This window comes from Sphingomonas cannabina (assembly GCF_021391395.1).
GTDB classification, from domain to species: domain Bacteria; phylum Pseudomonadota; class Alphaproteobacteria; order Sphingomonadales; family Sphingomonadaceae; genus Sphingomonas; species Sphingomonas cannabina.
The window spans coordinates 1242567-1255438 of the sequence record NZ_CP090059.1; the positions used below are offsets into that span (position 1 = coordinate 1242567).

Annotated in this window: 14 protein-coding genes; 6 read left to right on the top strand and 8 right to left on the bottom strand. The window is 68.9% G+C overall.

From position 1 onward, the window contains the following. Positions 1 to 118 precede the first annotated feature (118 nt). The 8 genes from LZK98_RS06055 to LZK98_RS06090 are packed head-to-tail and all read right to left on the bottom strand — an operon-like array spanning position 119 to position 7938. The gene (locus tag LZK98_RS06055) at positions 119 to 595 is read right to left on the bottom strand and encodes a hypothetical protein (RefSeq protein ID WP_233785505.1); all 477 of its coding nucleotides are present in this window, start codon (positions 593 to 595) and stop codon (positions 119 to 121) included. Next, positions 592 to 1341: a type III secretion system inner membrane ring lipoprotein SctJ gene (gene sctJ, locus LZK98_RS06060; protein WP_233785506.1), complete on the bottom strand. Its 750-nt coding sequence runs from the start codon at positions 1339 to 1341 to the stop codon at positions 592 to 594. Before sctJ ends, LZK98_RS06055 begins: the two co-directional genes overlap by 4 nt. Further along, positions 1338 to 1754 carry a hypothetical protein gene (locus LZK98_RS06065; RefSeq protein WP_233785507.1) on the bottom strand — a complete coding sequence of 139 codons (417 nt, stop codon included), beginning with the start codon at positions 1752 to 1754 and terminating at the stop codon, positions 1338 to 1340. The genes sctJ and LZK98_RS06065 overlap by 4 nt, the downstream gene beginning before the upstream one ends. Before the next feature lie 2 nt (positions 1755 to 1756). After that, positions 1757 to 2068 carry a hypothetical protein gene (locus LZK98_RS06070; RefSeq protein ID WP_233785508.1) on the bottom strand — a complete coding sequence of 104 codons (312 nt, stop codon included), beginning with the start codon at positions 2066 to 2068 and terminating at the stop codon, positions 1757 to 1759. Further along, positions 2065 to 3285: a SctD/MshK family protein gene (locus tag LZK98_RS06075; protein ID WP_233785509.1), complete on the bottom strand. Its 1221-nt coding sequence runs from the start codon at positions 3283 to 3285 to the stop codon at positions 2065 to 2067. Before LZK98_RS06075 ends, LZK98_RS06070 begins: the two co-directional genes overlap by 4 nt. Then, positions 3282 to 5126, bottom strand: coding sequence for a type III secretion system outer membrane ring subunit SctC (gene sctC / locus LZK98_RS06080; RefSeq protein ID WP_233785510.1), 1845 nt, complete (start codon positions 5124 to 5126; stop codon positions 3282 to 3284). The genes LZK98_RS06075 and sctC overlap by 4 nt, the downstream gene beginning before the upstream one ends. After that, the gene (locus LZK98_RS06085) at positions 5123 to 7087 is read right to left on the bottom strand and encodes a flagellar biosynthesis protein FlhA (RefSeq protein ID WP_233785511.1); all 1965 of its coding nucleotides are present in this window, start codon (positions 7085 to 7087) and stop codon (positions 5123 to 5125) included. The genes sctC and LZK98_RS06085 overlap by 4 nt, the downstream gene beginning before the upstream one ends. Before the next feature lie 2 nt (positions 7088 to 7089). Next, the gene (locus tag LZK98_RS06090) at positions 7090 to 7938 is read right to left on the bottom strand and encodes a lytic transglycosylase domain-containing protein (RefSeq protein WP_233785512.1); all 849 of its coding nucleotides are present in this window, start codon (positions 7936 to 7938) and stop codon (positions 7090 to 7092) included. A gap of 549 nt (positions 7939 to 8487) precedes the next feature. On the opposite strand from LZK98_RS06090, the gene LZK98_RS06095 reads away from it, so the two are divergent. From LZK98_RS06095 to sctT, 6 genes are all read left to right on the top strand, one after another. After that, on the top strand, positions 8488 to 9651 hold the full coding sequence (locus LZK98_RS06095; RefSeq protein WP_233785513.1) for an EscU/YscU/HrcU family type III secretion system export apparatus switch protein: 1164 nt from the start codon (positions 8488 to 8490) through the stop codon (positions 9649 to 9651). A gap of 37 nt (positions 9652 to 9688) precedes the next feature. Next, on the top strand, positions 9689 to 10000 hold the full coding sequence (gene fliO, locus LZK98_RS06100; RefSeq protein WP_233785514.1) for a flagellar biosynthetic protein FliO: 312 nt from the start codon (positions 9689 to 9691) through the stop codon (positions 9998 to 10000). Beyond that, on the top strand, positions 10000 to 10932 hold the full coding sequence (locus LZK98_RS06105; protein WP_233785515.1) for a FliM/FliN family flagellar motor switch protein: 933 nt from the start codon (positions 10000 to 10002) through the stop codon (positions 10930 to 10932). The genes fliO and LZK98_RS06105 overlap by 1 nt, the downstream gene beginning before the upstream one ends. Then, positions 10929 to 11627 (top strand): type III secretion system export apparatus subunit SctR, encoded by a 699-nt coding sequence (gene sctR / locus LZK98_RS06110; RefSeq protein WP_233785516.1) that lies wholly within the window; start codon positions 10929 to 10931, stop codon positions 11625 to 11627. Before LZK98_RS06105 ends, sctR begins: the two co-directional genes overlap by 4 nt. A gap of 135 nt (positions 11628 to 11762) precedes the next feature. Further along, the gene (gene sctS / locus LZK98_RS06115) at positions 11763 to 12029 is read left to right on the top strand and encodes a type III secretion system export apparatus subunit SctS (RefSeq protein ID WP_233785517.1); all 267 of its coding nucleotides are present in this window, start codon (positions 11763 to 11765) and stop codon (positions 12027 to 12029) included. Continuing rightward, positions 12026 to 12853: a type III secretion system export apparatus subunit SctT gene (gene sctT, locus LZK98_RS06120; RefSeq protein WP_233785518.1), complete on the top strand. Its 828-nt coding sequence runs from the start codon at positions 12026 to 12028 to the stop codon at positions 12851 to 12853. The genes sctS and sctT overlap by 4 nt, the downstream gene beginning before the upstream one ends. The last annotated feature ends 19 nt before the right edge of the window (positions 12854 to 12872 follow it).

Here is a 12872-nt window from a genome sequence, read left to right on the forward strand (position 1 = left end):
CCTTCGCCGGGGAACAGATTCAGCCTAGCCGCATCCAACTCCGGAATCACAAGTGATATCGCCTCGCCGCCAACGCTCCTGCCTGCGCAGGAGCACAGGGAGGGGGGTGTCGACGGACTCACGCCAGCGCCGCCACGATCGTGCTCGCGTGCATCGCGATATCACGGGCCTGCGCATCGTCCTGCGCGCCCGGGAAGCGGCCGGCGAAGGGCTCCGGAAGGCCGGCATGGAGCAACCTGCGGCCTTCGGCGACGAGGCGGTCGGGGGCGGGCAGGGGCGCATCGTCGAGCGGCGGCGTCAGGGGGGTCTCGCAGGCGGCGTCGAGCAGATCCTCGCCCACCGTCGCGGCGAGCATCGCCAGTCGCGGGCCCGACAGCTCGGCATCGATCGCGCGGCGATGGCGCAGCAGTGCGGCGAGGCAGGCGATCCGCTCCTGCCGCTCGGGCGGTTCGGTCAGCCAGTCGGGGACCTTGGCGAGGTCGGCGAAGCTCGGTCCCTCCGCGCCCGAGAGACGCCGGGCGAACCGCGCGCCGCGGCTGTCGCTCGCGGCCTCGGCGAGTGCGGCGTAGCGGCGGCGGCGTTCGGCGCCGTTCACGGTCGCACCGTATCCGGCAGCCCGCCCTTGGCCTTGGGCCGCCGCATCCGCCACAGCGCCCGTCCGGCGAAGACCAGCAGCAGCGTCGCCACGATCCCGGCGAGCACCCGGATCAGCGCCGTGACCGAGATCATGTCATCGTTCTGCGGCACCATCGGCAGCGTCTGTGCCGGCACCATCACTACCGACACGCGGTCGTAGGTCAGCCCGTCGATCGCATTGGTGACGAGCGACTTGATCGCCCCGGTCTGGCTCCTGAGGTCGAAGCCGGTACGGTATTTGACGAACACCGACGCCGCCGAGGGCTTGGCCTCGCGCGACAGCGGGTCGGCCTCGGGCATGGTCAGGTGGACGCGGGCCTGGACCACCCCGTCGATGTCGCTGATCGTGCGGCTCAGCTCCTGGGACAGGCCGTAGATCAGCCGGGCGCGCTCCTCGAGCGGGGTCGAGGTGAACCCCTCCTTCTTGAACACGGAGCCCAGCGAATCATACTGCTCGTGCGGCAGGCCATGGGCACGCAGCGTCTCGACCGCGCGGGCGAAGTCAGCCTGGTCGACGGCGACGCTCCAATTGTCCTTCTCGCCATGGACCTTGCTCGCCGCGATGCCCGCCTGGTTCAGCACCGCGATCATCTCGTTGGCCGCCGGCTCGGTCAGCTTGCCATAGACCTCCTGCTTGCTGCACCCGCCGAGCACGGCGAGCCCGAGCAGCAGGGGGGCGGCGGCCAGGCGCAGCGTGCGGCTCATTGCTGCTTGAACAATTGCTGCACGCCGTCCGAGCTGCGGTTGGCGATGTTGGAGGTGAGCTGCGCCTGGAACATGAATTCCTGGCACTTCATGGTGAGCTGGACGATCTCGCCCGGCGTCAGCTGCCCGCCGCTCGCCTCGGCCGCCTGGGCATAATCGGAGACCGAGCGCGCCTGGACGTTCACCTGGTCGAGCGCGGCGAACATCCCCTTGAGCGGCCCAGGGAGCGAGCCGACGGGCACCGTGCCCTCGACGCCGCCGAGCTTCTCGATCGCCTGCTGGAACCGCGCCTCGGCCTGCGGGCTGATCGCCGTACCACCGCCGCCCGGCGGCAGCAGCTCCATCGCGCGCTGGCCCTCGGCCCCGCCGCCGGCCAGCGCGGAAGCGGCGGCGGCGATTGCTTCGACGCTCATGATCAGCTCTTCCGCGCCATCGTCTCGAGCGCCTTGGAGACGCTGTCGAGCGAGGTGTGCGAGCTGTTGGCCATGAAGCTCATCCGCATCGATTCGGTGGTGAGCGCGGTGATGTCCGAAGGCTTGTCGCCGCCTTGCGAGACGACGTCGGCCTGGTTGGTGATCACGTCGGCCTGGGTGTCGAGCGCCTTGCCCCAGGCGTTGGCGAACGCCTCGAACCAGTTGCTCTGGCCGCCCTCGTGGATCTCGTTCGAGTTCATCAGGCCCATCGAAGCGATGGAGCGCATCATCGCGCTGTTGATCGGGTTCGTCATGATTGCGTCCCTTGCTTGGCTGTGCCGCCCGTTTCGGATGCCACTCCCGGGGCGGGCGGCGTCCCGTTCCCCAGGATGAGTTCCTCGACCCGCCCGTCACGCTCGAAGCTGACGCGGCCGTTGCCGATGGCGATGATCTTGTGCCCGGTCGGCACCTGCGCCCCGGCGAACCAGCGCGTGCCGTCGGCGGTGGTGATGTAGCCGGGCGACCCGTCGACGAAGGTCGCGAGGCCATATTCGGAGCCCGAGAAGAAATATTGCAGGTCGCGGTCGCCGCGCGCGTTGTCGGTGGTGAAGGCGACGCGGGTGACGCCGGGCACGTCGGCCTGGATCAGCTTGGCGAGCTCGGTCTGGCGGTCGCCGGGCAGATACTCGGCGGTGACGAGCAGGCTGTTGCCGCGCATCGGCCTGGCCTCGCCGTCGATGCCCTGCGTGCGGAGCAGGTCGGTGGCGGAGGCGGCGAGCGCCTGCATCGAATCGACGTCGATCGTGGCCGCGCCGATCCGCTCGGCGACCACCATGCGCAGCCGGGCGAGTTCGGCGTCGTCCTTGACGATGCCGGTGATGATCAGGCCGCTCGGGCTGTCGCTGACCTTGAGCGCGCTGAAGCCGGATGCGGCGAGCACCGCGCGGTCGGCGTCGGGATTGTGGAACTGGCCGCCGATCCAGCGGACGGTCGGTCCGGCCAGTGCCACGAGCAGCAGCAGGGCCGCGGCGACGACCGCATAGACCGGCCAACGCCGCTCGATCGAAAGCGCGTCGCGCATGGGATAGAAGCGGGTCGCGACCCGCTCGGTCAGCGCGGCGCGCTGCGACTCGACCGGCACGGCTGCCTCGCCCGCCGGCGCGATCGTCGTCGACAGGCGGGCGGTCTCTTCCCACCGCTCCGAGGCAGGATCGCCGATCGCCACCGCGAAGCCGCCGAGCGTCATCGGCACATAGGCCGGCAACGCCGTCTCCTCGCCGGCAGCGACCGGCCGGCCCAACAGGCCGACCTGACCCGCGATCACCCGAATCGTCGCCAGCTCGTCGCCGAGGTGCAGCTCCAGCGACAACCCGCGCGTCGATGGATCGCGCAGCACGATGTCGTGGTCGAAGCCGTGTCCGACCCGTACGAACTTGCCGGGGTGGAGGCGGTGCTCGGCGCCTTCGAGGCGCCCGTTCAGCACGCGCAGCACCACCGCGGCGAGCTTCAGCGGGGCGAACGGCGCATTCACCTTTTGGCCCTCCGCTTGCCCTTGCCCAGCGCCTGGAGCTGTTCGAGCGGGATCGGCTGGGTCTCGGCGGTGGGCTGGAAGGCGGCGCCGTTCGCGGCGACCGTCTGGCGCTGCGACAGGATGCGCGGCGTGATCAGGAACAGCCGCTCGATATGCTGCGTGCCCTTGCTGCGCTTGCGGAACGCCTGGCCGACGATCGGGATGTCGCCGACGCCCGGCACCTTCGACTTGTAGTCGTAGTTGGTCTCGACGGTCATGCCGCCGATCAGCAGGCTCTCGCCCTGCTTGACCACCGCGCTGGTGTTGATGCTCGACTGCTTCACCGCGGGGATGCCGTCGACGATCATCCCGCTCGGCGAGCCGTCGAGGATCTCGATCGCCAGCCGCGTGCGCAGCTCGCCGCCGTCGTAGAGGATCGACGGGTTGATCCGCATCACCATGCCGGCGGTCACCGGGAACAGATCGACCTGCCGGTCGCCGGCGACGCGGACGTAATATTGCACCTGGTTGTTGAACACCGCGGGGATGTTGTTGAGCGTCGACAGGCGCGGGCGGGAGACCACGCTCAGCACGCCGGCCTTCTCCAGCGCGGTGATGCGCACCGCGAACAGGTCGAGCCCGCCCGTGAGGTAGGTCGCGCCGAAGTTGGGGGCCGAGAAATTGTCGGTGGGATTCGACTGCTTGCCCCCGAACAACGCCGCGAAACCGCCGGTGCGAAGGCCGAAGTCGAGCCCCAGGTCCTTGAGCCGGTTGGTGTCGAGCTCGAGGATCGTCGCCTCGATCTCGACGCCGCGCGGCTCGACGTCGAGCGCTTTCACGATGTCCTCGTAGACGGTCATCGATTCGGGGCGGTCGCGGACCAGCACGGCGTTGTTGGTCGGATCGACCTCGACGCGGGGGCCGTTGACGTCGCGCGGCTCCGCCTTCTCGATGACGACGGTGTCGAAGCCGGGCGTGCCCTGCTGGTCGAAGCTGCGCTGCGATTCGTCGGGCGGCACCGCGTTGAGCCCGCGCCCGCCGAGCCGCGGCATCGACTGGCGCTGGATGTCGAAGTTGCCGCTGGTCGAGACGGTGTTCGAAGGACGCCCGTCCCCCATCATCCCGCGCAGGATCGAGGCGACGCCGGGGATGACGACGGTGCGGTCGTAGCTCTTCTGGATCGTGTCATCGGCGCGGGCATAGCGCAGGTAGAAGATGCGCACCTCATAGGGCGAACGTGCGGTGGCGGCCGTCAGCACCCGCGAGCGCAGCGGCGCCGCGGAGACCGTGCCCATCGGCGCCGGACCGTTCAGCAGCGGCGACACGATTCCCGCGCTCGAGGCGGTGGCGGAGGCAGGGATCATCGCCGGCTTCGCGCCCGATCCCGCCAGCTGCGCGACCCGGTCGAGGAAGGCGGGGACGCCGGTCGCGCTCACCGCGTTGGTGCTCGCCGCGACCGAGTTCGCCCCGTCGACGATCCGCATCCGCTGCGCGTCCTGCACCACTGCCGCCGGATCGGCGGCGGCGAAGCTCTTCGACTGGATCTCGCCGCCGGTGTACACGCGGACGACCGCGCCGTCGTAATAGGCGACCAGGTTGAATGCGCGGGACAGCTGCGCCCAGATCGTCCTGGGCGTGCCGACGAACACGCCGTTGATCTTGCCGTTGATCGCCGAGCTGGTCTTCACCCTGAGGCCCGCCTGGCCGAACAGGTCGGCGATGGCGGCATCGACGCGCTGGTTGCGCGCGGTGAGGGTGACGGTCTTCTCGGGGAAGGGAGGCGTGTCGGCCAGCGCCGGCGTCGACGACGCCAGCACGGCCGAGGCCAGAAGCAGCAGGGACCGCCGCGGGATTCGCATCATTCGGCAAACTCTCGTTGCGCCTGGTCGGCCAGGCTCTCTGGTGCGGAATTGAGCTCGCCGACGATGTCGAGCGGCACCGCGGGATTGAGCTCGTTGAAGGAGATGACGGGCACGTCGAACAGATCCCCGGCGATCAGCAGCCGCAGCGGCCGCCGGAGGTCCTGCGCGGTCAGGATCGCGCGTGCCCCGCTCGCCTCGACCTGCTCGGCGAGCAGGGCGTTGAGCGCCCGCATCTGGTGCGGGTTGATCGCGAGGCGCATCTGCCCGTCGACGGGCGTCAACGTGTGGCGGATGATCTCCTCGAGATTGCTGCCGACGATCAGCACGCGCAGCCGCCCGGCGACGCACAGCGGCGCGATCAGGTGGCGGCGCATCGCGATGCGCACGCGCTCGGCCATCGGGATCGCCTCGCGCTCGTACTGGCCGACCTCGCCGATCGCCTCGACGGCGTCGCGGAAGTTGCGAAGCGGCACCTTCTCCTCGACCAGCAGGCGCAGCACCTCGCCGATGCGTCCGGTCGGCACTGCGCGCACCGCTTCCTTGACCACCTCGGGATGGCTCTCGCCGAGCCGGTTGAGCTGGTCGGTGACTTCCTGGAGGCCGAGGAACAGGCCGAGGTTGCGCTCCAGCAGCCGCTCGACCTGGCCGGCGACGCGCGGGGCGAACTCGTCCTCCTCGGCCACGCCGCCGCCGAGCGGCGCGTCATGCGCGACCAGCGCCCAGCCGCCGGTCGGCATCGCCGGACCGGTGTCGGCGACGATGCGCAGGTCCGGAACGGCGACGCCGCTGCGCTCCTGCAGCGCGGCGATACCGGTGCGGACGCGGTCCGCCAGCGCGGCGAACACTGGCGAATCGGCGGGCGCGCCGATCGTGAGCCGCAGCGGGTCGAGTCGCGGCAGCGCCTGTGCCGCAATCATCGTCTCGCCAGTGATCGCCGCGGGCGTGCCGCTCTCCATCCCGAGTCGCGCGCGCACCCAGCGGCCCGAGGTCGGATGCGACAGCGTGCCGCCGATCAGCAGCGCCGCAGCCAGCGCGAAGAACACCAGCGTCGGAAAGCCCGGCACCAGCCCGAGCAGGATCGACAGCGCGCCCGCGATCAGCAGCACGTGCGGCTTGCCCGAGATCTGCCGCGCGATGGCGGGGCCGAGGTCGCGGTCGCGGTCCTCGTCGGTGGTGCGCGTGACCAGAAGGCCCGCCGCCATCGCCGAGAACAGCGCCGGCACCTGCGCGACCAGCCCGTCGCCGATCGTCAGGATCGAGAAGGTCGCCGCCGCCTCCGACACCGACAGCCCGTGGTAGAGCATGCCGACCGCCAACCCGCCGAGCAGGTTGACCAGCACGATCACGATCGAGGCGATGGCGTCGCCCTTCACGAACTTCATCGCGCCGTCGAGGCTGCCGTGGAGCTTGCTCTCCAGCTCGAGCGTGCGCCGCTTCTCGCGCGCCTCGTCCTTGCTGAGGATGCCGGACCTGAGGTCGCTGTCGATCGACAGCTGCTTGCCCGGCATCGCGTCCAGGCTGAAGCGCGCCGCCACCTCGGCGACGCGCTCGGCGCCCTTGGAGATGACGATGAACTGGACGACGGTGATGATCAGGAACACCACCAGCCCGACCACGAGGTTGCCGCCTGCCACCATCTCGCCGAAGCGTTGGATGATCGAGCCGCCGTCCATCGTCGTCAGGATCATGCGCGTGGTCGAGATGCTGATCGCCAGCCGGAACAGCGTCGACAGCAGCAGCACCGTCGGGAAGGTCGAGAAATCGAGCGGTTTGGTGATGTAGACCGAGCTCAGCAGCAGCAGGATGCCGACGGTCATGTTGATGGCGATGAAGATGTCGAGCGCCAGCGGCGGCATCGGCAGGATCATCAGCATGACGACCGTCACCAGCGCGCCGACCAGCAGCACGTCGGCGGTGCGAATCGGCAGACGCAATCGGCGGAAGGGCAGTGCGCTGGCCATCGTCAGCGGTTCGCGACGCCCTGCTCGGACACGAGCTGGTTGTAGTTGGCCATGACCGCGCGGACGTAGTTCTGCGTCTCGGGATAGGGCGGCACCTGGTTGCCGTACTTGCGCACCGCGCCTTCGCCGGCATTGTAGGCGGCGAGGGTCAGGTTGAAGTCGCCGTAGCGCTGGTGGAGCCGCCGCAGCAGCCGCGCGCCGCCGTCGACATTGCTCTCCGCATCGGCGACCGAGCGCACGCCGAGCTCGCGCGCGGTGCCCGGCATGAGCTGCATCAGCCCGCGCGCGCCGACCGGGCTGGTCGCATTGGCGCGGTAACGGGATTCCTGGGCGATCACCGCGTGCAGCAGCAGCGGATCGACGCGGTGGCGCTGCGCGACGCGGCCGATCATCGCGTCATAGGGCGTGGTGTAGCTCGCCGGCCGCATCGACAGGATCGACTCGGCGTCGAGCGGTCCCACATTGACCAGCGGCGCTGCGGCGGCGAGGTCGACCGGCTCCCGCCGTTTCGGCCTGATGTGCGCGACTCGGACGCCGCCCGGCGGAGTCGGCGTCGCTGCGGGGACGACCGCGCGGCGGATCGCCGGCCGGTCGGGCACGATCTCCAGATCGGCGGGCGGGACATAGTCGGCCGGCGACGCCGGCGCGGTGACGATCTGCTGCGGACCGCACTGGACGAGCGACTGCACCCCGGCGAGCGAGCCGGCATCGGCAATGCGCAGCGTCGCCGTCAGCGGACAGGGCGGCGGAGGCGGGGGTTTATCCCTGGAACTGGCAATCGAAGGAAGAAGACCAGCACCGAAACCCAGAACGAGAATCGTCGCCGATCGTATGTCGAAACCAAGCCTCATCTGCATCGCTCCGCAGTCTCCGACTATGATCGGAGAAGCCACAACGATGCCCCACTGCCGCCGGTGCTCGGTTTCGACGGCAGTAACTAGTCTGCGGGGGAATTTTTTCAGTTTCAAGTCATCGCGTGCAAATTTGATCATTCTCAATGAGATACGACGAATCGAGGCAGATGCACGACGAAATGCGTGAGTCGTGTGGAACCTTTTTGCGACGGTCGAGCGTTCCGCAGCCGAAATGAAGGGTGGTATACTATAAGAATCGCGCGGATTCCTGCGGGATTCTGTCCATTGTCATAAGAGTTACATGAGTATCCGTCAGGTCGATCCTACAAACGTGATTGACTTGGTGGAGTTTATTGCTGAATCGTTTCATCATGTGAGTCGCTGTTCCGCCCCACGAACGGCGTTTCACCGACATCGACAGTAACGCGCCGTGTATTGGTGCGCGATGTCTCGGCCTTGCTCGGGCTGATGAAGTTGAGGAGTCGATGAGATCGGCGGTGCGAAGCACCGATCGATCGATGGCGGCTGCTGGAGACAAAAGAGCGCATGGCCCAGAAGAACGACGGCGCCGACAAGAATGAGATGCCGACGCCCAAGAGGCTTCGGGACGCGCGCAAGAAAGGCGACGTCGCCAAGTCGAAGGACCTGAGCGCCGGCCTGCTGACGCTGGCGTGGCTGGTGCTGTTCGTGCTCGCCTCGGGCTATGTCGCGGGCGAACTGGCGCGGCTCGCCACCGATACGCTCGCCGTCGCCACCACCGTGCCGTTCGAACAGGCCGCGACGATCGTCGGGCGCGATGCGCTGGCCACCTTGGTCCGCGTGTCGCTGATCACGCTGGCGCCGGTCGCCTTCTTCGCGACGGTCGCCGAGTTCCTTCAGGTCGGCCCGATCATGACCACCGACAAGATGAAGTTCGGCCTGGAGAAGCTGAATCCGATGGAGGGCCTGAAGCGGATGTTCGGCAAGGACGGGCTGTTCGAGCTCGTCAAGACGCTGGTCAAGGTCGGCCTGATCTGCGCGATCTTCTACCTGGTGTTCCGCAGCGCCCTGGCGGGATCGGGGCAGCTCATCCGCCTGGCGAGCGCGTCGCCCGTCGATGCGACCGGGCCGGCCGCGGCGATGGCGGTGCTGGGCCAGAGCTACAGCCTCACCGTCCAGATGTTCGCGATGGTGGTGGCGGTGTTCCTGTTCGTCGCGGTCGGCGACCGGATCTACGCCAAGGCCAAGTTCATCAAGCAGATGAAGATGAGCCGCCGCGACATCAAGCAGGAGCACAAGGAGGACGAGGGCGATCCGCAGGTCAAGTCGATGCGGCGCGAGATGCATCAGGAATGGGCGAACCAGAACGCGATCGGCGCGACGCGCGGATCGGCGGCGCTGCTGGTCAACCCGACCCATATCGCGATCGCGCTCGATTATGACGTGGAGAGCTGCCCTGTGCCGGTGATCGCCGCCAAGGGCGCGGGTGCGCTCGCCGCGGCGATGCGGACCGAGGCGGAGTCGGCGGGCGTCCCCATCATCCGCAACGTCGCCACCGCCCGTCAGCTCTGGGCGCGCGGCGAGATCGGCGAGATCGTGCCGCAGGACATGTTCGACGCGATCGCCGCGATCATCCTGTGGGCCGGCAAGGCGAGAAGCGGCGAGGCGCCGATGTGGCAGGACATGGATTCCGCCCAGCCGCGCCGCCCGGCGCTCGTCCCCGCGGCCTGACACGCCATTCCCTGAACGAAAGGATCAGCATAGCGACATGGGTATCGGAGCCGTGGTCTCGTCGATCCTGGCGATCGTCATCGCGCTGGCGGTGGTGCTCGGCATGGCCTGGGGCGTCATCTGGCTGCTCAAGAAGCTGCAGGACCGCCAGCTCGGCGTCACCAATGGCGGCGAGGGCGAGCCGCCGATCCGCTTCCTGCGCTCGATGCCGCTCGGCCAGCGCGAGCGGGTGGTGCTGATCGAGGCGCGCGGCGAGACGATGCTGGTCGGCGTCACCACCGGATCGATCACCCTGCTGGCGCGCTGGCCCGAGACCGGCCTGCCGCCGCGGGTGCGGGCCGAGCCGTGATGGCGAGCGCCGCGCTCGATGCGCTGACGGAGCTGCCCGCGGTCGATCCCGATGCGGCCGCGCTCGGCCAGGCGCTCTGTACGCTGATCGGAAGCGTGGGGCTCGATGCGGCCGTCGTCCACCGGACGCAGGCGGCGCCATGGTTCGTCACGGCGGACGGACTTCGCTTCACGCTGCTGCGGCACGAAGGGCGCCGCGTGCTCCTCGACGAGGGGCGCGTCGGCGATGCGGTCGCGCTGCTCGACCAGGCCGAGCCGGTGCTGGCGGCGCTCGAGGCCGCGCTGGAACTCCCGCTCGAACCCGAGGCGCTCGTGTCCGATCAGCCGGAGCCCGCCGTACTGATCTCGTTCGCGCAAGACCGGACGACCGGGCTCGTCGCCGTGCCGCTCGATCACCCGGAGCGGGCAGGCTGGGACGAAAGGGCGCGCGCGATCGCGCTGCCGCCGGAAGCCGTGCCGGTGGTGCTGCGGTGCCTGATCGACGGTCCACGGCTGTCGGTCGCCGAGGCGGGCGATCTCGCCGGCGGCGACATGGTGCTGGTGGACGCCCGCCCTCGCGGGCGGATCGAATCCGGCGACGCGCGCGCGATCGCCGGCCAGCTCGATCTCGCCTCGGGCCAGTTCGCGGTTCAAGTCCAGGGAGGATCGATGTCCGAATCCGATTCGCCGGCGGCCGATTTCGCGGTGCCGCTCAGCGTCCGGCTGCCCGATCGCATGACCAGCGCCGCGGCGCTCGCGGCGCTGAGGCCCGGCACGACCTTGCCGCTGGGGCCCTTCACCGACGGCCTCACGGTCGAGCTGCTCGTGGCCGATCGCCTGCTCGCGAGAGGCGAGCTGGTCCGGCTCGGCGACCGCTTCGCCGTGCTGATCGAGGAGCGGGCCGATCTGGCCGACGTCGAGCCCGCCGCGCCGGAGACGGAGGCCGAAGCGTGAACCTCGCCGCCTTCACGCCGGGTTCGGCGCTCGTCACCGTCGTCCTGATCGCGCTGGCGCCGTTCTTCGCGGTGATGGTGACCAGCTTCACCAAGATCGCCGTAGTGCTGAGCCTGGTCCGCAACGCGCTCGGCCTGCAGCAGGTGCCGCCCAACATCGTGCTCAACGGGCTGGCGCTGATTCTGTCCGTGTTCGTCATGTATCCGACGCTCGACAAGATGTACGCGGCCGCCAACGTCGAGAGCCCCGCCTCCGCGCCGACCATGCCCGGCGAGCCGAGCGCGCAGGAGAATCCGCTCCAGAGCACCAACGACATCTTCGCTACCGCCGACCGCGCCAAGGAGCCGCTGCGCGAGTTCCTGATGAAGCACAGCGATCCGCGCGAGCGCGTCTTCTTCCTGCGCACCCAGCAGCGGATCGGCGACCCGGCCCAGGCGCAGGCGCTCAAGGAAAGCGACTTCGTGATCGTGATCCCGGCGTTCGTGGTCAAGGAGCTGAAGCTCGCCTTCCAGATCGGCTTCCTCATTTTCCTGCCGTTCCTGGTGATCGACATGGTGATCTCGAACATCCTGCTTGCGATGGGCATGATGATGCTGTCGCCGGTCACCATCTCGCTGCCGTTCAAGATCCTGCTGTTCGTGCTGGTCGACGGCTGGGTGAAGCTCAGCCACGGTTTGGTGCTGTCCTATGCGTAGGGTCGGATTCGGCCAGTTTGTATCTGTTCCCCGGCGAAGGCCGGGGTCCAGTATCGAACGGCTCGCAACTGGGCCCCGGCCTTCGCCGGGGAACAGCTGCTTCGAGCCAGATGGATCGAACTCTAGGCGCGCCCCGTGAGCGACGATCTCGTCCGTCTGACCACCGAGGCGCTATGGCTGGTGCTGCTGCTGTCGGCGCCGCCGATCATCGCGGCGTCGGTGGTCGGTCTGCTGGTCGCGATCGTCCAGGCGGCGACGCAGCTCCAGGAGCAGACGCTGCAGTACACGCTCAAGTTCTTCGCGATCGTGATCAGCATCCTGGTGACGGCCGGCCTGATGGCGGGGACGCTCTACGGCTATGCCGATGCGATCTTCTCCGGCCTGGCGGGGGTAGGGCGATGATCGAGGCCGTCCCGCCCGGCGTCGGCGTGCCGCTGCTCAAGTCGATCCCGTGGCTCGACCAGCTGCTGACGGTCGGCGTCGCCTCGACCCGCTTCGCCTTCGCCTTCGTGCTGGTTCCGGTGTTCTCGCGTGAGGTGATGCCGGCGACCGTCCGCAACAGCATCATCGTCACCTTCGGCCTGGTCGCGCTCGCGCTCCGGCCGGATTTCGCGCCGGCGAACCTCAGCGCCATGGGATGGGCGACGATGCTGCTCAAGGAGGCGGCGGCGGGCGGCATCATCGGCCTGTTCTTCGGCACGGTGATGTGGGCGATGGCCGCGGCCGGCGAGATCATCGACACCAAGGTCGGCGCCACCATCGGCCAGCTCGTCGATCCGCTGAGCGGCAACACCACCTCGCTCACCGGCATCCTGCTCAGCCGCTTCGCCGAGGTCGTGTTCGTGAGCGCGGGCGGCCTCATGCTGCTGGTCGGTACGGTGATGGGCAGCTACCTGATCTGGCCGCTCGGCCCCGGCGGCATCACGCTCGACCTGCGCGCCGTCGAGTATTTCGAGGGCGAGTTCGGCCGCCTCTTCACGCTCGCCTTCCTGTTCGCCGCGCCGACGCTCACCGTCCTCTACGTGATCGACGCGGGCCTGGGTTTCCTCAATCGCTTCGCACAGTCGTTCAACGTTTTCTCGCTGTCGTTGCCGATCAAGGCGGTGGCGGCGTGCTTCGTGGTGATCCTGACGCTGCCGCTGCTGGCCGAGGCGATCTACGCCGATCTCTCCAGCCGTCCGGAGATCGCCGCCGGCGTGCTCCAGCGCGTGGGGGCGGGGCGGTGAACCCGAGCCATGCACCGCG

What these genes read in the sequence shown, in the direction of transcription:
- sctJ (WP_233785506.1), bottom strand. Translation starts at nt 1,341, where the DNA reads ATGAGCCGCACGCTGCGCCTGGCCGCCGCCCCCCTGCTGCTCGGGCTC.
- LZK98_RS06065 (WP_233785507.1), bottom strand. Translation starts at nt 1,754, where the DNA reads ATGAGCGTCGAAGCAATCGCCGCCGCCGCTTCCGCGCTGGCCGGCGGC.
- LZK98_RS06070 (WP_233785508.1), bottom strand. Translation starts at nt 2,068, where the DNA reads ATGACGAACCCGATCAACAGCGCGATGATGCGCTCCATCGCTTCGATG.
- sctC (WP_233785510.1), bottom strand. Translation starts at nt 5,126, where the DNA reads ATGATGCGAATCCCGCGGCGGTCCCTGCTGCTTCTGGCCTCGGCCGTG.
- LZK98_RS06085 (WP_233785511.1), bottom strand. Translation starts at nt 7,087, where the DNA reads ATGGCCAGCGCACTGCCCTTCCGCCGATTGCGTCTGCCGATTCGCACC.
- LZK98_RS06090 (WP_233785512.1), bottom strand. Translation starts at nt 7,938, where the DNA reads ATGAGGCTTGGTTTCGACATACGATCGGCGACGATTCTCGTTCTGGGT.
- LZK98_RS06095 (WP_233785513.1), top strand. Translation starts at nt 8,488, where the DNA reads ATGGCCCAGAAGAACGACGGCGCCGACAAGAATGAGATGCCGACGCCC.
- fliO (WP_233785514.1), top strand. Translation starts at nt 9,689, where the DNA reads ATGGGTATCGGAGCCGTGGTCTCGTCGATCCTGGCGATCGTCATCGCG.
- LZK98_RS06105 (WP_233785515.1), top strand. Translation starts at nt 10,000, where the DNA reads ATGGCGAGCGCCGCGCTCGATGCGCTGACGGAGCTGCCCGCGGTCGAT.
- sctT (WP_233785518.1), top strand. Translation starts at nt 12,026, where the DNA reads ATGATCGAGGCCGTCCCGCCCGGCGTCGGCGTGCCGCTGCTCAAGTCG.